At 62.2% G+C, this 19,732-nt stretch carries 21 protein-coding genes; 14 read left to right on the top strand and 7 right to left on the bottom strand.

The features are described from left to right. The first annotated feature begins 107 nt into the window (after window positions 1–107). Together FW796_RS13355 and FW796_RS13360 are read left to right on the top strand one after the other, a co-directional pair. On the top strand, window positions 108–323 hold the full coding sequence (locus tag FW796_RS13355; protein ID WP_016965134.1) for a dodecin: 216 nt from the start codon (window positions 108–110) through the stop codon (window positions 321–323). A gap of 134 nt (window positions 324–457) precedes the next feature. Beyond that, window positions 458–682: a DUF1161 domain-containing protein gene (locus FW796_RS13360; RefSeq protein ID WP_102862460.1), complete on the top strand. Its 225-nt coding sequence runs from the start codon at window positions 458–460 to the stop codon at window positions 680–682. A 66-nt stretch (window positions 683–748) separates the two neighbouring features. Here the strand turns inward: FW796_RS13360 and FW796_RS13365 are convergent, their stop codons facing one another. Continuing rightward, window positions 749–1,750: an LLM class flavin-dependent oxidoreductase gene (locus FW796_RS13365; protein ID WP_346634681.1), complete on the bottom strand. Its 1,002-nt coding sequence runs from the start codon at window positions 1,748–1,750 to the stop codon at window positions 749–751. A 239-nt stretch (window positions 1,751–1,989) separates the two neighbouring features. Between FW796_RS13365 and FW796_RS13370 the strand changes: the two genes are divergently transcribed. Continuing rightward, window positions 1,990–2,421 carry an OsmC family protein gene (locus tag FW796_RS13370; protein ID WP_123723742.1) on the top strand — a complete coding sequence of 144 codons (432 nt, stop codon included), beginning with the start codon at window positions 1,990–1,992 and terminating at the stop codon, window positions 2,419–2,421. Between the two features lie 151 nt (window positions 2,422–2,572). Beyond that, window positions 2,573–2,806: a DUF1161 domain-containing protein gene (locus FW796_RS13375; RefSeq protein ID WP_446439453.1), complete on the top strand. Its 234-nt coding sequence runs from the start codon at window positions 2,573–2,575 to the stop codon at window positions 2,804–2,806. A 6-nt stretch (window positions 2,807–2,812) separates the two neighbouring features. Here the strand turns inward: FW796_RS13375 and FW796_RS13380 are convergent, their stop codons facing one another. After that, entirely contained in the window at window positions 2,813–3,232 is a 420-nt protein-coding gene (locus tag FW796_RS13380; RefSeq protein ID WP_346634680.1) for a PA0061/PA0062 family lipoprotein, read from the bottom strand. 282 nt (window positions 3,233–3,514) lie between these two features. Between FW796_RS13380 and FW796_RS13385 the strand changes: the two genes are divergently transcribed. Then, the gene (locus tag FW796_RS13385) at window positions 3,515–4,582 is read left to right on the top strand and encodes an aminopeptidase (RefSeq protein ID WP_404937982.1); all 1,068 of its coding nucleotides are present in this window, start codon (window positions 3,515–3,517) and stop codon (window positions 4,580–4,582) included. 27 nt (window positions 4,583–4,609) lie between these two features. Here FW796_RS13385 and FW796_RS13390 read toward each other — a convergent pair whose 3' ends face one another. Further along, window positions 4,610–5,260, bottom strand: a complete 651-nt coding sequence (locus FW796_RS13390; protein ID WP_346634678.1) for an HAD family hydrolase — start codon at window positions 5,258–5,260, stop codon at window positions 4,610–4,612. 27 nt (window positions 5,261–5,287) lie between these two features. Next, the gene (locus FW796_RS13395; protein ID WP_446439454.1) at window positions 5,288–5,833 is read right to left on the bottom strand and encodes a gamma carbonic anhydrase family protein; all 546 of its coding nucleotides are present in this window, start codon (window positions 5,831–5,833) and stop codon (window positions 5,288–5,290) included. 75 nt (window positions 5,834–5,908) lie between these two features. Between FW796_RS13395 and prlC the strand changes: the two genes are divergently transcribed. Further along, window positions 5,909–7,987 (top strand): oligopeptidase A, encoded by a 2,079-nt coding sequence (prlC, locus tag FW796_RS13400; RefSeq protein ID WP_404937984.1) that lies wholly within the window; start codon window positions 5,909–5,911, stop codon window positions 7,985–7,987. Then, the gene (locus FW796_RS13405) at window positions 7,984–8,262 is read left to right on the top strand and encodes a YheV family putative zinc ribbon protein (RefSeq protein ID WP_047290196.1); all 279 of its coding nucleotides are present in this window, start codon (window positions 7,984–7,986) and stop codon (window positions 8,260–8,262) included. Before prlC ends, FW796_RS13405 begins: the two co-directional genes overlap by 4 nt. 118 nt (window positions 8,263–8,380) lie before the next feature. Here FW796_RS13405 and FW796_RS13410 read toward each other — a convergent pair whose 3' ends face one another. Continuing rightward, window positions 8,381–9,040 carry a phosphatase domain-containing protein gene (locus FW796_RS13410; protein ID WP_346634676.1) on the bottom strand — a complete coding sequence of 220 codons (660 nt, stop codon included), beginning with the start codon at window positions 9,038–9,040 and terminating at the stop codon, window positions 8,381–8,383. A gap of 295 nt (window positions 9,041–9,335) precedes the next feature. On the opposite strand from FW796_RS13410, the gene FW796_RS13415 reads away from it, so the two are divergent. Genes FW796_RS13415 through FW796_RS13425 form a run of 3 tightly spaced genes read left to right on the top strand, consistent with a single transcriptional unit; the run spans window position 9,336 to window position 13,192 of the window. Next, window positions 9,336–10,088 carry a gluconate 2-dehydrogenase subunit 3 family protein gene (locus tag FW796_RS13415; RefSeq protein ID WP_346634675.1) on the top strand — a complete coding sequence of 251 codons (753 nt, stop codon included), beginning with the start codon at window positions 9,336–9,338 and terminating at the stop codon, window positions 10,086–10,088. Window positions 10,089–10,090: 2 nt separating this feature from the next. Then, complete coding sequence (locus FW796_RS13420; RefSeq protein WP_346634674.1) at window positions 10,091–11,875, top strand: GMC family oxidoreductase; 1,785 nt, start codon at window positions 10,091–10,093, stop codon at window positions 11,873–11,875. Between the two features lie 12 nt (window positions 11,876–11,887). After that, a complete protein-coding gene (locus FW796_RS13425; RefSeq protein WP_446439455.1) occupies window positions 11,888–13,192 on the top strand; it encodes a c-type cytochrome in 1,305 nt (434 codons plus the stop codon). Between the two features lie 45 nt (window positions 13,193–13,237). On the opposite strand, the gene FW796_RS13430 is transcribed toward FW796_RS13425, so the two are convergent. Beyond that, window positions 13,238–13,594, bottom strand: a complete 357-nt coding sequence (locus tag FW796_RS13430; protein WP_346634672.1) for a hypothetical protein — start codon at window positions 13,592–13,594, stop codon at window positions 13,238–13,240. A 193-nt stretch (window positions 13,595–13,787) separates the two neighbouring features. On the opposite strand from FW796_RS13430, the gene FW796_RS13435 reads away from it, so the two are divergent. The 3 genes from FW796_RS13435 to FW796_RS13445 all read left to right on the top strand — a co-directional run bounded on the left by FW796_RS13435 (window position 13,788) and on the right by FW796_RS13445 (window position 17,450). Continuing rightward, on the top strand, window positions 13,788–14,846 hold the full coding sequence (locus FW796_RS13435) for a PA0069 family radical SAM protein (RefSeq protein WP_446439456.1): 1,059 nt from the start codon (window positions 13,788–13,790) through the stop codon (window positions 14,844–14,846). A gap of 242 nt (window positions 14,847–15,088) precedes the next feature. Then, the gene (locus tag FW796_RS13440; protein ID WP_102862473.1) at window positions 15,089–15,823 is read left to right on the top strand and encodes a carbonic anhydrase; all 735 of its coding nucleotides are present in this window, start codon (window positions 15,089–15,091) and stop codon (window positions 15,821–15,823) included. Window positions 15,824–15,914: 91 nt separating this feature from the next. Beyond that, complete coding sequence (locus tag FW796_RS13445; protein WP_404937987.1) at window positions 15,915–17,450, top strand: SulP family inorganic anion transporter; 1,536 nt, start codon at window positions 15,915–15,917, stop codon at window positions 17,448–17,450. Window positions 17,451–17,517: 67 nt separating this feature from the next. On the opposite strand, the gene FW796_RS13450 is transcribed toward FW796_RS13445, so the two are convergent. Next, window positions 17,518–18,168, bottom strand: a complete 651-nt coding sequence (locus FW796_RS13450) for a hypothetical protein (RefSeq protein WP_346634669.1) — start codon at window positions 18,166–18,168, stop codon at window positions 17,518–17,520. Between the two features lie 372 nt (window positions 18,169–18,540). On the opposite strand from FW796_RS13450, the gene coxB reads away from it, so the two are divergent. Then, entirely contained in the window at window positions 18,541–19,668 is a 1,128-nt protein-coding gene (coxB, locus tag FW796_RS13455) for a cytochrome c oxidase subunit II (protein ID WP_346634668.1), read from the top strand. The last annotated feature ends 64 nt before the right edge of the window (window positions 19,669–19,732 follow it).

Consider the following 19,732-nt stretch of genomic DNA (forward strand, 5'->3'; position numbering starts at 1 on the left):
CTGTTGGGAAAGTGCAGAAAATCTGAACTTACCCCTTGGCATTGGCGCCCCAAGTAATAAGAAAAATCACTGCTAGGCTGTATTTCACAGCTAAAAAGGAGAGCGCCATGACCGATCATCACACCTACAAGAAAGTCGAACTGGTGGGTTCGTCGCCGAACAGCATCGAAGAGGCAATCAACAACGCGCTGGCCGAGGCGCACAAGAGCATCAAGCACCTGGAGTGGTTCGAAGTGACCGAAACCCGGGGTCATATCAAGGACGGTAAAGCGGCGCATTTCCAGGTCACCCTCAAGGTAGGTTTCCGGATTGCCAATAGTTGAAAGCTTGGGCTAGGCTCTGGAACTTGTGCGCTGGCCGAGTGCCATAGGAAGTGGCAAAGCGCTACAACTGTCTTGAGCCTCTGTCAGGCTGGCTTCAACGCCGCCTCTTTTGATCCGACCAGGGAATGTGACCGATGAAAAAACTAGTATTAGCTGCTGCTTTGTTGAGTCTTGCGGGAACTGCCCTTGCCGCCGGCAAGCCGTGCGAAGAGCTGAAAAGCGAGATCGCCGCGAAGATCGATGCCAAGGGCGCCACCCATTATTCGCTGGAAGTGGTCGACAAAGGCGCGGCGGCTGACGGCAAAGTGGTTGGCTCCTGCGAAGCCGGCACCAAGGAGATTGTCTACAAGCGCGGTTGAGCCTTTGTAGAAGCCCATTGAAAAGCCGACGCATCAGCGTCGGCTTTTTTGTGCCCGAAAGCCGCCTTAGCCCTTCATCACCTGTGCCAGCAACTCATAGGAGTGCAGGCGATCGGCGTGTTCGTACAGGTCACAGGTAAAGATCAGTTCATCGGCACCGGTCTGCTCGATCAGCACCTCCAGTTTGGCGCGGATCTTCGCTGGGCTGCCGATCATCGCCAACCCGAGGAAACTCGACACCGCCTCCTTCTCATGGGGCAGCCACAGGCCGTCCATGCTGTTGACCGGTTTGCGCTGGACCAGGCTCTGGCCGCGCATCAGGGCGAGAATCCGCTGGAACACCGAGGTGGCCAGGTAATCTGCGTGTTCATCGGTATCCGCCGCTACCAGAGGCACACCCAGCATCACGTAAGGCTTGTCGAGCACCGCGGAAGGCTTGAAGTGATTGCGATAGACGCGAATCGCCTCATGCATGTAGCGCGGTGCGAAATGCGAGGCGAAGGCGTAGGGCAAACCGCGTTCTCCGGCCAATTGCGCACTGAACAGGCTGGAGCCCAGCAGCCACACCGGTACGTTGGTGCCGGTGCCCGGCACCGCGATCACCCGTTGCTCCGGAGTACGCGGGCCCAGGTAGGCCATCAGTTCCGCCACGTCCTCGGGGAAATCGTCGGCGCTGCCGGAGCGTTCCCGGCGCAAGGCGCGGGCGGTCATCTGGTCGGAGCCCGGGGCGCGACCCAGGCCCAGGTCAATGCGTCCCGGGTACAGGCTTTCCAGGGTGCCGAACTGTTCGGCGATCACCAGCGGTGCGTGGTTGGGCAGCATGACCCCGCCGGAGCCGACGCGAATGCTCGATGTCCCGCCGGCCAGATAACCCAGCAACACTGAGGTGGCGGAGCTGGCGATGCCATCCATGTTGTGGTGTTCGGCGACCCAGAAGCGGGTGTAGCCGAACTTTTCCACGTGCTGCGCCAGGTCCAGGGAATTGCGCAGGGATTGCGCCGGGCTGCCGTCTTCACGGACGGGCACCAGATCGAGGGTCGAGAATTTAACAGCGGACAGCGGTTTCATAGGCCTGCTTCTCCATAGGGGTGCAGGCCTTTGTCATGAGCCAAAACCTGCCGAAGTCTGTAAGTCAGACTCATGCAATGTGGGCATATACCCGAGTTTCAATAGTCAGAGTGAATTTGTCGGGTAAATAGACGTCGCGCACACCGGCTGAACTTTGCCGTCGGATCTATCCTCAGAACCCTTAGGCAACAGAAACAAGCGCGGTGCGACCCTTCGCACCGGTTCTTGAGGAGAAAGAGATGAGTATCAAAAAGAAAGCCTCGGCTCATTGGGAAGGTGATCTGAAAACCGGCATCGGCTCGATCTCGACCGAAACCGGGGTATTGCGCGAGGCGCCCTATGGCTTCAAGGCACGTTTTGAAGGTGGCAAGGGCACCAATCCGGAAGAGTTGATCGGCGCGGCCCATGCAGGCTGCTTCTCCATGGCGTTTTCGATGATTCTCGGTGATGCCGGGCTCAAGGCGGACAGCATCGATACCCAGGCAGAAGTGACCCTGGACCAGGTCGATGGCGGCTTCGCCATCACGGCGGTGCACTTGATCCTCAAGGCGAAGATCCCCGGTGCCAGCCAGCAGCAGTTCGAGGAGCTGAGCAACAAGGCCAAGGAGGGTTGCCCGGTGTCCAAGGTGCTCAACGCCAAGATCAGCCTGGAAGCGACGCTGCTGGGTTGATCGTTGCGCCGGCAAGCCGGCTCCTGCTTCAGTTGGTAGGAGCCGGCTTGCCGGCGAATGCGTCTGTGCGGCGGACAAGAACCTGTGGTCGAATACGCGACTGCGGCTTCAGCGCACGCTCGTGCGCGCCGTAGCAAGGGAGCTTGAGATCATGAAACGTTTTGCCTTGGCGGTTGTTTGTTGTGCGCTGGCCACATCGACCTTCGCCGCCCCCAAGCACTGCGAGGAACTCAAGGCCGAGATCGAAGCCAAGATCCAGGCCCAGGGCGTTGCCTCCTACACGCTGGAAATCGTCACCAATGACGAGGTCCATGACAACAACATGGTGGTCGGCAGCTGTGAAAACGGCACGAAGAAGATCATCTATCAAAAGAATGATCGCTGAGCCCTGTCAGGGCACGCAGTTGACCATGCGCTCCTCGGCGACGATCTCGCGCCTGGCGTTGTACAGCCGGGCGCTGGGGGTGAACGCCAGGTTGCGCGCTTCCAGACGATAGCGCTGGCCGGCTTCAAAATGGTCGTAGCGCAGGCTCAGGTAGCACAGTCGCTCCTGGGGATCGGTGGTCATGCCCATGCCGCCGCCGAACACTTCGAAGTCGAAACGCACCATCAGCTCGTGGCTGCCGGGGCTGACCTGGAAGAAACGACCGTCTTGCAGGCGCTGGTTGTCCAGGCGCTCGGCCATGACCAGCTTGCCCCCCGGCGTCGGCGTGGCCAGGTCGATCCAGGCCTGTTGCGGATCGACGCTGGGCAGGGGCGTGCTGCAGGCACTGAGGGTGGCAAGGGCAAGGATCAGCAGAAGTGGGCGCATGAGGGAGGCCGAATCAGCGAAAGGCCCTCAGCATAACGCCGATCAACTGCGCTGGCAGCCCGTCTGCTGGGCTTTGCCCGGCAGGGTGTGCTGCTCATCAGCTTGCAGGTGGTTGTCCTGGGACGGCGTGAGGTTGATCCAGGCTTGCGCCGGCTCCGGCAGTGAGCAGCAACACGCGCATGGCGAAACTCCAGGCTGGCGAGATAGTCTTGCGGGCAGACTCTCTGTGGATGATTCCAATTGAATAGGCCGCGTTCAAGCCATGGGTTACTTGATCCTCTTTTGCGCTTTTTGTTTTCGGCCCTGACGCTTTTGCTGCTCAACGGTTGCAGCAGCGTTGCCTATTACAGCCAGTTGGCCAGTGGCCAGATGCAGCTGTTGCGGGCTCGCACCCCGGTGGCCCAGGTGGTCGCCGACCCCACCCGCGACCCGACCCTGCGGGCCCATCTGGCCCAGTCGCAACAGGCCCGTACCTTTGCCAGCCAGCATCTGCACCTGCCGGATAACAACAGCTACCGGCTGTACGTCGACATCGGCCGGCCCTATGTGGTGTGGAACGTGTTCGCTACCCCGGAGTTTTCCCTGAGCCCGCAAACCCATTGCTTCCCCATTGCCGGGTGCGTGGCCTATCGCGGCTACTACAGCCAGGGCGCCGCTCGGGGCGAGGCGGCGTTGCAGCAGCAAAAAGGCATGGATGTGGCGATCGGCGGTGTGGAGGCCTATTCGACCCTGGGCTGGTTCGATGACCCGATCATCAGCTCGATGATGCATTGGGGCGATGAGCGTCTGGCGACCCTGATCTTTCATGAGCTGGCGCACCAGCGCTTCTATGTGAAGGACGACACCGAGTTCAATGAGTCCTTCGCTACCTTCGTCGAGCAGGAAGGCACCCGACAGTGGCGGGCCTATCGTGGGCTGCCGCCCCAGGACGACGCCGATGTTCGTCAACGGGATCAGTTCATCCAGCTGTTACTGGAGGCTCGCAAACGCCTGGAGCAGCTGTATGCCCAACCCTTGTCCGCCGAGCAGATGCGCCAGCGCAAGGCCCAGGAATTCGAGGTGCTGCGCCGGGATTATCGGCAGTTGCGGGACCGCGAGTGGGCCGGCTCCAAGCGCTATGACGCCTGGATCAACGCACCGTTGAACAACGCCCGGCTGCTGCCCTTCGGTCTGTACGACCAATGGGTGCCGGCGTTTGCCACGCTGTTCAAGGCGGTGAATGGCGACTGGCCGGCGTTCTTCCTTGCAGTGGAGAAGCTGGGGCGCCTGCCGGCCGCGCAGCGCAAGGCTGATTTGCTGAAGCTGCAGAGCGCCTTCGCCGGCAAGCCGGCACCCACACCGGAGCTGTAGCAGTCGGCTTGCCGGCGAACAGCGGTTCTAACGCCGCAAAAACGCCTGATGCAACTCGGCCAGCGTCTCAAAATGATAGGCCGGAGCTTCTGCACTCAGCTCCTCACGGCTGCCGAATCCATACCCCACCGCCGCCGCATCCAGGCCATTGCGCTTGGCGCCGATCAGGTCGTGCTTGCGATCGCCGATCATCAGGGTGCTGGCGGGGTCCAGTTGTTCCTGCTCCAGCAAATGGGCGATCAGCTCCACTTTGTCGGTGCGGGTACCGTCCAGTTCGCTGCCGTAGATCACTTTGAAGTGGCGGGCGAAGTCGAAGTGGCGGGCGATTTCCCGGGCGAACACCCAGGGCTTGGAAGTGGCGATGTACAGCTGGCGCCCTTGCCCGCCGAGGGTTTCCAGCAGCGGCGCGACCCCGTCGAAGACCCGGTTTTCATACAGGCCGGTGACCTTGAAGCGTTCGCGATAGAAGTTCACCGCCTCCCAGGCCCGGGCTTCGTCGAAACCATAGAACTGCATGAAGGCCTGCAACAGTGGCGGGCCGATGAAGTGCTCGAGCTTGGTCAGGTCCGGCTCGTCGATCCCCAGCTTGCCCAGGGCGAACTGGATCGAGCGGGTAATGCCCTCGCGGGGATCGGTCAGGGTGCCGTCGAGGTCGAACAGGACGGTTTGGTAATGCATGGCAATTCCTCGGCAGTCAGTAGCAGATCAGGGACGGTCGTAGCCTTCGGCCAGGTGCAGGTCCTTGAGTTTCACGTAGTTGGCGGCGCTGTAGATGAAGAAGGCGCGCTCCTTGTCGGTCAGCAGACGCGCCTGCTTCACCGGGCTGCCGACGTAGAGAAAGCCGCTTTCCAGGCGCTTGCCCGGCGGTACCAGGCTGCCAGCGCCGACGATGACATCGTCTTCCACCACCGCGCCGTCCATGACGATGCTGCCCATGCCGATCAGCACCCGGCTGCCGATGCTGCAACCGTGGAGCATGACTTTGTGGGCGATGGTCACGTCATCGCCGATCAGCAGCGGGAAACCCTCGGGGTTGAAGGGGCCGGCGTGGGTGATGTGCAGCACGCTGGCATCCTGCACGCTGGTGCGCGCGCCGATGCGGATGCGGTGCATGTCGCCGCGGATCACGGTCAGGGGCCAGACCGAGCTGTCGGCGCCGATCTCGACATCGCCGATGACCACGGCCGAGTGGTCGACAAAGGCCCGTTCGCCCAGGTTCGGGGTGTGGTTCTGGTAGCTGCGAATGGCCAAGTGCAAATGCCTCTCTGAGATTTATTAATGGGGGCTATAGCTGCGGTGGCTGTCGATTGTAATTAAGATGGCTCAATGTTTCTTCCAGCCAAGGTGCCCACCGTGAGTGTGAACAACCCTCTTCTGCAGCCCTACGACCTGCCGCCGTTCTCGGCGATCCGCGCCGAGCATGTGCAGCCTGCCATCGAACAGATCCTGGCTGACAACCGCGCCGCTATCGCTGAGATCCTCAAGACCCAGGCTACCCAGCCCACCTGGGCCGGCCTGGTGCTGGCCATGGACGAACTCAATGATCGCCTGGGTGCTGCCTGGAGCCCGGTCAGCCACCTCAACGCGGTGTGCAACAGCGCCGAACTGCGTGAAGCCTACGAGGCCTGCCTGCCGGCTCTGAGCGCCTACTCCACGGAAATGGGCCAGAACCGCGAGCTGTTCCAGGCCTTTGACGCCTTGGCCAAGAGCCCGGAAGCTGCCGGTTTCGACGTGGCTCAGAAGACCATCCTCGAACACTCCCTGCGGGATTTCCGCCTGTCGGGCATCGACCTGCCGCCCGAGCAGCAAAAGCGTTATGCCGAGGTGCAGAGCAAGCTGTCGGAGCTGGCCAGCCGTTTCTCCAACCAGTTGCTGGACGCTACCCAGGCCTGGACCAAGCACATCACCGACGTAGCGGCCCTGTCCGGGCTGACCGATTCGGCCAAGGCGCAGATGGCCGCCGCGGCCCAGGCCAAAGGCCTGGATGGCTGGCTGATCACCCTGGAATTCCCCAGCTACTACGCGGTGATGACTTACGCCCAGGACCGTGCCCTGCGCGAAGAAGTCTATGCCGCCTACTGCACCCGAGCGTCGGACCAAGGCCCTAATGCCGGTCAGAACGATAACGGCCCGGTGATGGAAGAGATCCTCGACCTGCGTCAGGAATTGGCCAAACTCCTGGGTTTTGCCAGCTTCTCCGAGCTGAGCCTGGCCACCAAGATGGCCGAGTCCAGCGATCAGGTGCTGAGTTTCCTGCGGGACCTGGCCAAGCGCAGCAAGCCGTTTGCCGCCCAGGACCTGGAACAGCTGCGGGCTTATGCCGCCGAACAGGGCTGCGCTGACCTGCAAAGCTGGGACAGTGGCTTCTACGGCGAGAAGCTGCGGGAACAACGTTACAGCGTGTCCCAGGAAGCCCTGCGGGCCTACTTCCCTATCGACAAGGTGCTCGGCGGCCTGTTCGCCATTGTCCAGCGCCTGTACGGCATCGAGATTGCCGAGCAGCAAGGCTTCGACAGCTGGCACCCGGATGTACGGCTGTTCGAAATCAAGGAAAACGGCCAGCACGTCGGCCGCTTCTTCTTCGACCTCTATGCCCGCTCCAACAAGCGTGGCGGTGCCTGGATGGACGGTGCCCGCGACCGTCGCCGCACGGTTGACGGTGTGTTGCAGAGCCCGGTGGCCAACCTGGTGTGCAACTTCACCCCGGCCGATAGCGGCAAGCCTGCACTCTTGACCCACGACGAAGTCACCACCCTGTTCCACGAGTTCGGTCACGGCCTGCACCACCTGCTGACCCGGGTCGAGCATGCCGGTGTCTCCGGGATCAACGGCGTGGCCTGGGACGCGGTAGAACTGCCGAGCCAGTTCATGGAGAACTGGTGCTGGGAGCCGGAAGGCCTGGCACTGATTTCCGGCCACTACGAAAGCGGCGAACCGCTGCCCCAGGACCTGCTGCAGAAGATGCTCGCGGCGAAGAACTTCCAGTCCGGGCTGATGATGGTGCGCCAGTTGGAGTTCTCCCTATTCGACTTCGAACTGCACGCCACCCACGGCGACGGCCGCAGCGTGCTGCAAGTGCTGGAAACCGTGCGCGATGAGGTTTCGGTGATGCGTCCGCCGGCCTACAACCGCTTTCCCAACAGCTTCGCCCACATCTTCGCTGGCGGTTATGCCGCGGGTTACTACAGCTACAAGTGGGCGGAAGTGCTGTCGGCCGATGCCTTCTCCAAGTTCGAGGAAGACGGTGTGCTCAACCCGGCCACCGGGCGAGCGTTCCGTGAGGCGATCCTGGCCCGTGGCGGCTCCCAGGAGCCGATGGTGCTGTTCGTCGATTTCCGCGGACGGGCGCCGTCGATTGACGCACTCTTGCGCCACAGCGGCCTCAGCGAGGACGCGGCAGCATGAGTGACGCACCCGTGAAGACCAAGAAACGCTTTATCGCCGGGGCGGTGTGCCCGGCGTGCAGTGAGCAGGACAAGCTGATGATGTGGAGTGAGGACGACGTACCCCATCGCGAGTGCGTGGCCTGTGGCTACTCCGACACCCTCAACGAGCAGGGCCTGTCGGTGCCCAAGGAACTCGGGACTCGGGTCAATAGCGCGACGCCCAAGGTGGCTGACACCAAGGTGCAATCGGTGCAGTTCTTCCCCAACCCCAAGTTGAAGAAAAAAACCGACTGACCACGCAAGAAAAAACCGGCTCCCCTGCAGGAGCCGGCTTGCCGGCGAATCGACTCGCCCCCTTCCCTCGTCCCCTGCGCTTTCGCGAGCACGCTCGCTCCTACACAGGCTGTTGTGCTCAGTGGCTCAGCGGTTTGCTGACCCCCACCGTCTCGAACCAGCTCTTCACCGAACAGGTGGCGAACACGCTGGTGCTGCAATCACCGTTGGCCAGCGCGGTGCGCAGTTTGTCGACATCGGCCTGCATCATGTAGCGAATGCCGTCCTTGAAGTGGGAACTGTCGCCAAACCCGCCTTGGGTCATCTCATTCAGCGCTTCCTCTTTGCTCCAGCCCTGGACCACCACTCGATACATGGCGGACATCAGGCCGGTGCGGTCCGAACCATGTTTGCAGTGCATCAGCACCGGGCCTTGGGCTTCGGCGCTCTGGATCGCGCGCAGGGCCTTGAGCACGTCGGCGTCGTCCACATGGTTGGTGCGATAAGGCAACTGCACTTGATGGATGCCGGGGGCTGACAGCCAGCTGGCGTCGGACTCCGGCAGGAAGTTGATCACGGTCCCTACCTTGAGTTGTTCCAGCAGCGGCACGGCATCTTTGTCCGGCAGGGCGCTGCGGTACAGGGTCGGTGACATCTGGTACAGGTTGTACTGCTTCTCCACGGGCTGGGCCCATTGCCCCGGGCGGCTGGAAGGGGCATCGGCGGCCTGCGTCTGTGGGCCGGCCAGCAGCGCCAGCAACGACAGGCAAAGTGCAGGAATGAAGCGGGTTCTCGACATGTGCGGGGGTCACTGATGAGGGGGGACGATGCCCTGCAGTGTCGTGTCCGTCCGGTCAAAGCCCCGTGAGCCCACTGTCAAAGAAACGTGAAGCTGATACGTGATTTTCCGCCGCTTCTGATCTTTTTTTCGCCTGAAACGATTTATCCGAATGCTTAGCCTGCTACCATTTGTAACCAAATTTTGCTGATGTGTTGATAAAAACCGGGTCTTGCCCGGCTTTCTGCGTTGCCAAAACACAAAGTCGCGCCATGACGCGGCTGACCATTCCATCAATGCCTGATGAGGTGCACCCATGTCTGATCAAGATCGAGACAACCCGCGGCGTGAGTTTTTGCGTAAATCCTTGACCTTGATCCCTGTGGTCACTGTCGCCAGTACCGGCCTGGGCAGTTCCATGCTGGCGGCCGCCCCCGAGACTGCCGCCCCTGCCAGGCCGGTGGCGTCGGGCAAGCTGCCCAGCGGCAGCCAGAACTATGAGCCCAGTTACTTCAGTGCCGAAGAGTGGGCCTTCATCAAGGCGGCGGTGGAACGCCTGATCCCGGCGGACGAAATGGGGCCAGGTGCCCTGGAAGCCGGGGTGCCGGAGTACATCGACCGACAAATGAACACGCCCTACGCCGCCGGCGCCCTGTGGTACATGCAAGGCCCGTTCAAGGCCGACGCCGCGCCGGAGATGGGTTGGCAGAGCAAGCTGGTGCCCAAGGAGATCTATCGCCTGGGCATTGCCGCTGTGGATGCATGGTGCAAAGACCTCAAAGGTCATGTTTTTGCTGCGCAAGACAGCGCTACCCGAGACGCTTTGCTCAAGCAGCTGGAGGCCGGAACCCCGCAGTTCGATGCGCTCCCGGCCAAGCTTTTCTTCAATCTGCTGCTGCAGAACACCAAGGAAGGCTTCTTCAGCGATCCGATCCACGGTGGCAATAAAGGCCTGGTGGGCTGGACCCTGATCGGCTTTCCCGGCGCTCGCGCCGATTTCATGGATTGGGTGGAACGCAACGAGCAATACCCCTTCCCGGCAGTATCGATTCGCGGCGAGAGGGCTTGAGCATGGCAACAGTGATGAAGAAGGTCGACGCAGTGATCGTCGGTTTTGGCTGGACCGGCGCGATCATGGCCAAGGAGCTGACCGAAGCCGGGCTCAACGTGCTGGCGCTGGAGCGCGGGCCGATGCAGGACACCTACCCCGACGGCAGTTATCCCCAGGTGATCGACGAACTCACCTACAGCGTGCGCAAGAAACTCTTCCAGGACATTTCCAAAGAGACGGTGACCATCCGCCACAGCGTCAACGACGTGGCCCTGCCCAACCGGCAACTTGGCGCCTTCCTGCCGGGCAATGGTGTGGGCGGCGCCGGCCTGCACTGGTCCGGCGTGCACTTTCGGGTCGACCCCATCGAGCTGCGCATGCGCAGCCACTACGAAGAACGCTACGGTAAGAACTTCATTCCCAAGGACATGACCATCCAGGACTTCGGCGTCAGCTATGAAGAGCTGGAGCCGTTCTTCGACTATGCGGAAAAGGTCTTCGGCACTTCGGGTCAGGCCTGGACAGTGAAGGGCCAATTGGTGGGCGACGGCAAGGGCGGCAACCCTTATGCGCCGGATCGCTCGGACCACTTCCCCCTGGAGTCGCAGAAGAACACCTATTCCGCACAGCTGTTTCAGAAAGCAGCCAATGAGGTGGGTTACAAACCCTACAACCTGCCGTCGGCCAATACCTCGGGGCCTTACACCAACCCCTATGGCGCGCAGATGGGACCGTGCAACTTCTGCGGTTTCTGCAGTGGCTATGTCTGCTACATGTATTCCAAGGCATCGCCCAACGTGAACATTCTGCCGGCCCTCAAACCGCTGCCGAACTTCGAGTTGCGTGCCAATTCCCACGTGCTCAAGGTCAATCTCGACAGCAGCAAGACCCTCGCCACTGGCGTGACCTACGTCGATGGCCAGGGCCGGGAGATCGAACAGCCGGCGGATCTGGTGATCCTCGGCGCCTTCCAGTTTCACAACGTGCGCCTGATGCTGCTGTCGGGCATCGGCAAGCCCTACGACCCGATCACCGGTGAAGGTGTGGTGGGCAAGAACTTCGCCTACCAGAACATGGCCACCATCAAGGCCTACTTCGACAAGGACGTGCACACCAACAACTTCATCGGCGCCGGCGGCAACGGTGTGGCGGTGGACGACTTCAACGCCGACAACTTCGACCACGGTCCCCATGGTTTCGTCGGTGGTTCGCCGTTCTGGGTCAACCAGGCCGGCAGCCGGCCCATCGCCGGGACTTCCAACCCGCCGGGCACCCCGACCTGGGGCAGCGCCTGGAAGAAGGCCACCGCCGATTACTACACCCATCAGGTATCCATGGACGCTCACGGAGCGCATCAGTCCTACCGTGGCAACTACCTGGATCTGGACCCGGTGTACCGCGATGCCTACGGTTTGCCTCTGCTGCGGATGACGTTCGACTGGCAGGAAAACGACATCAAGATGAACCGTTTCATGGTCGAGAAGATGGGCAAGATCGCCGAGGCGATGAACCCCAAGGCCATTGCCTTACTGGGCAAGAAGGTCGGTGAGCACTTCAACACCGCGTCCTACCAGACCACCCACTTGAACGGTGGCGCGATCATGGGCACCGACCCCAAGACCAGCGCCCTGAACCGCTACCTGCAAAGCTGGGACGTGCACAACGTCTTCGTTCCCGGGGCTTCGGCCTTTCCTCAGGGCCTGGGTTACAACCCTACGGGCCTGGTGGCGGCGCTGACCTACTGGTCGGCCCGGGCGATCCGCGAGCAGTACCTGAAAAACCCCGGCCCGCTGGTTCAGGCATAAGGAGCGATGACCATGAAAGCACTCGTTATCGCTACCCTGGCGCTGCTGGGCAGCGTCTCTGTCAACGCCGCCGAAGTGGATCAGCAAGCGCTGGTGCAGCAGGGCGAATACCTGGCCCGTGCCGGTGACTGCGTGGCCTGCCACACCGCCAAGGACGGCAAGCCGTTCGCCGGCGGGCTACCGATGGAAACCCCCATCGGGGTGATCTATTCCACCAATATCACCCCCGACAAGACCGGCATCGGTGACTACAGCTTCGAGGACTTCGACCAGGCCGTGCGCCATGGCGTGGCCAAGAACGGCAGCACCCTGTATCCGGCCATGCCCTTCCCGTCCTATGCCCGGGTCAGCGACGCCGACATGCAGGCGCTGTACGCCTACTTCATGAAAGGTGTGGCGCCAGTGGTCAGGGACAACCAGGACAGCGACATTCCCTGGCCCCTGAGCATGCGCTGGCCGCTGTCGATCTGGCGCTGGATGTTCGCCCCAAGTGTGGAGACCCCGGCGCTCGCGACCGGCAGCGATCCGGTGATCAGCCGCGGTGCCTACCTGGTGGAGGGCCTGGGCCACTGCGGCGCCTGCCATACACCACGGGCCCTGACCATGCAGGAGAAGGCCCTGAGCGCCAGCGAGGGCAGCGCCTTCCTCTCCGGCAGCGCACCGTTGGAGGGCTGGATCGCCAAGAGCCTGCGCGGTGACCACAAGGATGGCCTGGGCAGCTGGAGCGAAGAGCAGCTGGTGCAGTTCCTCAAGACCGGCCGCAGTGATCGCAGTGCGGTGTTTGGCGGCATGAGCGATGTGGTGGTGCACAGCATGCAGTACATGAGCGAGAACGATCTGACGGCAATCGCCCGCTACCTCAAGTCCCTGCCGGCCAATGATCCCCAGGACCAGCCGCACCCGTACGACAAGCAGGTGGCCGAGGCCCTGTGGAAAGGTGACGACAGCCAGCCGGGCGCGGCGGTGTACATCGACAACTGCGCAGCCTGCCACCGTACCGACGGCCAGGGTTACACCCGGGTGTTCCCGGCGCTGGCGGGCAACCCGGTGCTGCAATCGGCGGATGCCACCTCGCTGATCAACATCGTGCTCAAGGGCGGCACCTTGCCGGCTACCCACAGCGCGCCTTCGACCTTCACCATGCCGCCCTTTGCCTGGCGCCTGTCGGACCAGGAGGTGGCCGATGTGGTCAACTTCATTCGCGGCAGCTGGGGCAACCAGGGTTCGGCGGTGAAGCCCGGGGATGTGGCGGCGCTGCGCAATGGCGACCTGCAGAGCACCTCCAATGATGATCTGGGGCAGGTCACCCGCCACTAGCCCCAAGGCCGGCGCTCGGCGCGGGCGCCGGCCCGGGGTGGCTGTTCAGCCCTGGGTGAAGCGCTGGATGCCCAAGCGGCTTTCCAGCTGATAGCCGGCGATGCAGTCCGCCAGACCTGCATTCGTCAGGTCCTCCCAGCTTGCGGGGAGCAGGCCGATGCCGTCGTGGTAGGGGCTCCAGCACACCTCGGCGAACTTCGGGTCCGCTTCATCGAAGGGGTGCTGGCCGCTCACCGCGGCCTTTTCGATGTCCTGGGTGCACAGCTCGAATTCACAGGCCAGGCCCCAGAGCTGGCCATCGGGCGCCCTGACGATGATCAGGTCGGCGCCTTGTTCGTAGCTGGGGAGGTAGGCATCCGCCGCGTAGAAGATCTTTTCCAGCCTGCCAAGTGTCCTGGGCATGTTTGCGCTCCTGTTCTTTGAGCCTGCCTTATACCCCAACGCCACAAAACTGTAGGAGCCGGCTTGCCGGCGAAGGTGCGGCCTGCGTCGCGCTGGGGAGCGTTCACTTGCGGGGGTGGGTTTCGGTCCGGCGGTGCTGGCCAGATAAATCCGACTCCATTACTGTGTGTTCATACAGTAATGGAGCGCTCCCATGTCCACCCCCTTGCCTCCCCGTGGTCGCGGTACCGCGAGCAACCCGCACAATCGTTTCGCGCCCAATCGTTCGGTGGCCGAGGATGACGGTTGGTACCAGGAGGTGCCGCTGACCCAGGGCACCGAGGTACGTTTTGAAACGGCGAAATCCATCATTACCCGCAACAGTTCGCCGGACCTGCCCTTCGATCGCTCGATCAACCCCTATCGCGGTTGTGAGCACGGCTGCATCTATTGTTATGCGCGGCCCAGCCATGCCTATTGGGATATGTCTCCCGGGCTGGACTTTGAAACCAAGCTGATCGCCAAGAGCAACACCGCGGCCTTGCTGGAGCAGCAACTGTCCAAGCCCGGCTATCGTTGCGCACCGATCAACCTGGGGTCCAATACCGACCCCTACCAACCCATCGAGCGCGAGCAGCAACTGACCCGACGTACCCTGGAAGTGCTGCTGCGCTATCGGCACCCGGTGACCATCGTCACCAAGGGCTCGCTGATCCTGCGGGACCTGGACCTGCTGGTCGAGCTGGCCCGGCAGCGGCTGGTGGCGGTGATGATCAGCCTGACCACCCTGGACGATGAGTTGAAGCGCATTCTCGAACCCCGGGCCGCGGCGCCCAAGGCGCGTTTGCGGGCGATCCGGGTGATGCGCGCAGCGGGCATCCCGGTGGGGGTGCTGTGCTCGCCGATGATTCCGATGATCAACGACAGCGAGTTGGAAAGCCTGCTCAGTGAGGCCCATGCCGCCGGGGCGCAAAGCGCGGCCTACATGATGCTGCGGTTGCCCCTGGAAGTGGCGCCGCTGTTCGAGGAGTGGCTGGCGGCCCATTACCCGAAGCGGGCCGCCCATGTGCTCAGCCTGATCCGCCAGAGCCGGGGTGGTGAGCTCTACGACAGCCGTTTTGGCAGCCGCATGCGCGGTGAAGGGCCCTTCGCCGATCTGCTGGCCCAGCGTTTCGCCAAGGCGCTCAAGCGCCTGGGGCTCGATCGGCGCGAAGGCTTCGATCTGGATTGCTCGGCCTTTTGTCCGCCGGGTGGGCAGATGTCGTTGCTGTGAGAAACATTGGCCTATGGTTGACTAGCGGATGTTGCTGGCGCAGGTACGCTGGTCACCTTTTGACATCGACCATAGTGGCGTTCTAGAGCGTTCCATTCAGTTTGAGTTAAGTTTTTACCGCTACCTTGTCCATCAAGTGACCGATGGGTCGCGGTTGGCGGCCCGGTTATTTTTTAATCGATTACTGGCGTCGTGCCGGATAATTCTGGAAAATTCACCAAATCCGACAGAGAGGCTGAATCATGAGTGACAAGGATAAACAGCCGTTGGCTGCGTCGGCTCCCGCACCCACCGAGGTTGCCGAAACTGCCGATGCAGCGCTGCAGCATATCGTTGACGGCTTTTTGCATTTTCATCATGAAGTCTTCCCGCAGCAGGAAGAATTGTTCAAGAAACTCGCCACCGCCCAGCGGCCACGGGCGATGTTCATTGCTTGCGCGGATTCGCGCATCGTTCCCGAACTCATCACCCAGAGCTCTCCCGGCGACCTGTTCGTGACCCGCAACGTGGGCAACGTGGTGCCGCCCTATGGGCAGATGAACGGCGGCGTTTCCACCGCGATCGAATACGCGGTGCTGGCCCTTGGGGTGCACCACATCATCGTTTGCGGGCACTCGGACTGCGGTGCCATGCGTGCGGTGCTCAATCCGCAAAGCCTGGAGAAGATGCCCACGGTCAAGGCCTGGCTGCGGCATGCCGAAGTGGCGCGGACCATGGTCCACGAGAACTGCGACTGCGCCGACGAATCCTCCAGCATGCATGTGCTGACCGAGGAGAACGTCATCGCCCAGTTGCAGCACCTGCGCACCCACCCTTCCGTGGCTTCGCGCATGGCCAACGGCCAATTGTTCATCCATGGCTGGGTCTATGACATCGAGACCAGTTCGATCAAGGCCTACGACGCGGACAAGGGCTGTTTCCTGCCGCTCGATGGCACTCATCCGATCCCCGTGGCGACGCCCAAAGCGCGCTTCTGAATCCTCCTAAACCCCTGTGAGGTTGTGGTCAGGGCCGCCGTTCGCGCGGCCCGGCTTTGCCACGCCTGAAGAAAATGTCGGGAGAAAAGTCATGCGTGCAGCACAGCTGAAAAATGTCCTGCCCCGGGAGCTGTTGGCCTCCGTGGTGGTGTTCCTGGTGGCCCTGCCCCTGTGCATGGGGATTGCCATCGCCTCGGGCCTGCCGCCGGCCAAGGGCCTGATCACCGGGATCATCGGCGGCCTGGTGGTGGGCTGGCTGGCGGGCTCGCCGTTGCAGGTCAGCGGTCCGGCCGCGGGGCTGGCGGTGCTGGTGTTCGAACTGGTGCGCCAGCACGGTGTGGCCATGCTCGGGCCGATCCTGCTGTTGGCGGGGCTGCTGCAATTGCTGGCCGGGCGTCTGCGCCTGGGGTGCTGGTTCCGGGTCACGGCGCCGGCGGTGGTCTACGGCATGCTGGCCGGGATTGGTGTGTTGATCGTGCTGTCCCAGATGCATGTGATGCTCGATGCCGCGCCCCAGGCCTCGGGGCTGGCTAACCTTGTCGGTTTCCCTCAGGCGCTGGCCCAGGCCTTGCCGAGCCTGGGTTGGCAGGCGGGTTTGCTGGGGTTGTCGACCATCGCGGTGATGTGGGGTTGGGACAAGTGGCGGCCGCAATCGCTGCGCTTCATTCCCGGGGCTTTGCTGGGGGTGGGCTTGGCGACCCTGGCCAGCCTGTTCCTGGCCCTGGAGGTGAAGCGGGTCGAGGTGCCGGCCAACCTGAGCGAGGCCATCGACTGGCTGCGCCCCGCCGATCTGCTCAATCTGGCGGACCCCAATCTGCTGATCGCGGCCTTCGCCGTGGCCTTTATTGCCAGCGCCGAGACCTTGCTGTCGGCCGCCGCGGTGGATCGCATGCACAGCGGGGTGCGTTCGGACTTCGATCGTGAACTGTCGGCCCAGGGCGTGGGCAATATGCTCTGCGGCCTGCTTGGGGCCTTGCCGATGACCGGGGTCATTGTGCGCAGCTCGGCCAATGTCCAGGCCGGGGCCCAGACCCGCTATTCGACGATCTTCCATGGTGTTTGGCTGCTGGGTTTTGTCCTGCTGCTGTCCAGCGTGCTACAGAGCATTCCGGTGGCGAGCCTGGCCGGCGTGCTGGTCTATACCGGCTTCAAGCTGGTGGACCTGAAAGTCTTTCGCGGCCTCGGGCGCTACGGGCGGATGCCGATGCTGACTTACGCGGTGACTGCCCTGGCGATTGTCTTCAGCGATCTGCTGACCGGGGTGCTGATTGGCTTTGCCCTGACGCTGGCCAAGCTGGCGTTCAAGGCCTCGCGCTTGAAGATCAGCCTGATCGACCTTCCCGCGGCCGGCGAGATGGAGTTGCGTCTGATGGGGGCGGCGACCTTTCTCAAGGTGCCGGCTCTGACTCGGGTTCTGGCGAGCATTCCACCGGCGACGACGGTGCATGTGCCTCTCAACCACCTCAGTTACATCGATCACGCCTGCCTGGAACTGCTGGAGGAATGGACTCGGGCCAATCAGGCCAAGGGTTCGCGGTTGGTGATCGAGGCGCGGGGCTTGAAGCGTCGCCTGGAGGGGCGTTTGAGTAGCGGTGGCGGGGTTGGAGTGGCGTCGGCAAGAGTCTGATATCGGGGGCGGGGCTTGGCCCCTTCGCCACAAGGCTCGTTGCGAGCCTTGCTGGCGAGGAGTGGGGTCAGGCGGCGGGCTGGTCGAGCTCCAGTTCCACGCCCAGCTGGCGGGACAGGCAGGGCCAGCGTTTCCAGGCGGCCTCGGTGTCCGGGCTGTTGAGTTTGTCGCGGTAGGCTTCTACCGATTCCAGAGCGAAGCTTTCTTCGTCGAGCATGGCGTCGACCGCGTGGTGCACCGCTTCGTCCAGCTGGTTGGCGAAGGTTTCGCCGATCAGTTGGTGGGCGATGAGATTGGCAACCGTCATGTCCAGGGGGATCAGCGGACGGCCGAAGTGCTTGATGTACAGGTCGTTGACCTCTTCCACCAGGCGCAGTGCCAGGTAGGCTTCGTCCAGCAGGCTGTCGAGACCGATGTGGCCGTCCATGATGGCCGGTGGCTGGAGGAAAAATTGCTCGGCGATCTTCAGTACCGGTTTGATCTGCGATTCGATGCCGGCTTCACGGGCCACCGCATTGGCGGCGTCCAGCAGGTCCGGAACCTGGTCAATGTAGGCGCTGACGAAACGGGTCATGACGCCCTTGGCGTCGACTTCGGGCAGCTGGATGGCGGGGTGCAGGTGAGGCAGTTGCGTTTCCAACTGACGGGTCAGAAGGCCTGTGCTGGCTTCGTGTTGCCGGGCCAGTTGGATCTGCTCGCGCAATGCGGCGGTGTTCATGAAAACTCCAGGGAACAAGGGCAGTTGAATAGGGAGAACATAAGTTAGCCTGCTTACGAAAATGCTTAAGACGCATTTGTCATAATTATTTCATGCTTAGTCACCACGGTTATATCGTTTCGCCATCCAGCGCACTCGATCCCTTTTGTGCCGTGGCCTGCAAACCTCCTTTCCAGTGTTTCAGCTGATTTACGCCCTCGCGTTGCGAGGTGAGAGTCGCTGTCTATACTCGCCATTGTATGAAGTTAGCTGATGACGCCCGACTGCAAATGCAGCGAGGCCCGGCCGGTTTAAGTTCGTAGTCTAGGCAGCCGCTCCCTTGCCGCAGGTGTTAAGCCGGCGGGATAACAAGAACGATAAGGGGAACCCGCAATGATGCGACATCCACATGTCTGGATGGGCCTCCTGTTGTGGTCGATATTCAGCCAGGCGCAAGCCGCCTGGACGGTGAATATGACGCCTGGGGCTACCGAGATAAGCCACGCGGTATTCGACCTGCACATGACCATCTTCTGGATCTGTGTGGTGATCGGCGTCATCGTCTTCGGCGCGATGTTCTGGTCAATGATCGTTCACCGCCGCTCCACCGGCCAGGTCCCGGCCAAGTTCCACGAAAGCACCACCGTGGAAATCCTCTGGACCATCATCCCCTTCCTGATCCTGGTGGCCATGGCCGTACCGGCGACAGCGACCCTGATCAAGATGTACGACACCAGCGAGCCGGATGTGGACATCCAGATCACCGGCTACCAGTGGAAGTGGCACTACAAATACCTCGGCCAGGATGTGGAGTTTTTCAGCAACCTGGCCACCCCCGCCGAGCAGATCCACAACAAGAGCGTCAAGGGCGAGCACTACCTGCTGGAAGTCGACCAGCCCCTGGTGCTGCCGGTGGGGGCCAAGGTGCGGTTCCTGGTGACCGCTGCCGATGTCATCCACTCCTGGTGGGTGCCGGCCTTTGCGGTCAAGCGTGATGCCATCCCGGGTTTCGTCAACGAAGCCTGGACCCGGGTCGACAAGCCCGGCATCTACCGCGGCCAGTGCGCTGAACTGTGCGGCAAGGACCACGGCTTCATGCCGATCGTGGTGGAGGTCAAGAGTCAGGCCGACTACGACACCTGGATGGGCGAGCGCAAGGCCGAGGCCGCCAAGCTCAAGGAGCTCACCAGCAAGGAATGGACCCTCGATGAACTGGTGGCCCGTGGCGACAAGATCTACCACACCACCTGTGTCGCCTGTCACCAGGCGGAAGGCCAGGGCCTGCCGCCGATGTTCCCGGCCCTCAAGGGCTCGAAGATCGCCACCGGACCCAAGGAGGCTCACCTGAGCCTGGTGTTCCACGGCAAGCCGGGTACCGCCATGGCCGCCTTCGGCAAGCAGCTGTCGGAAGTCGACATCGCTGCGGTCGTCACTTACGAGCGCAACGCTTGGGGCAACAACAAGGGCGACATGGTCACGCCAAAAGAAGTGCTGGCGCTGAAACAGGCGGAAAGCAAATGAGCCGGCTTATTGGGTATTTCCGCAACCGCTCGGGGTGCAGTGTCCCTGAGCGTCCAGCCCACCC

The organism is Pseudomonas sp. 910_21, assembly GCF_052850735.1.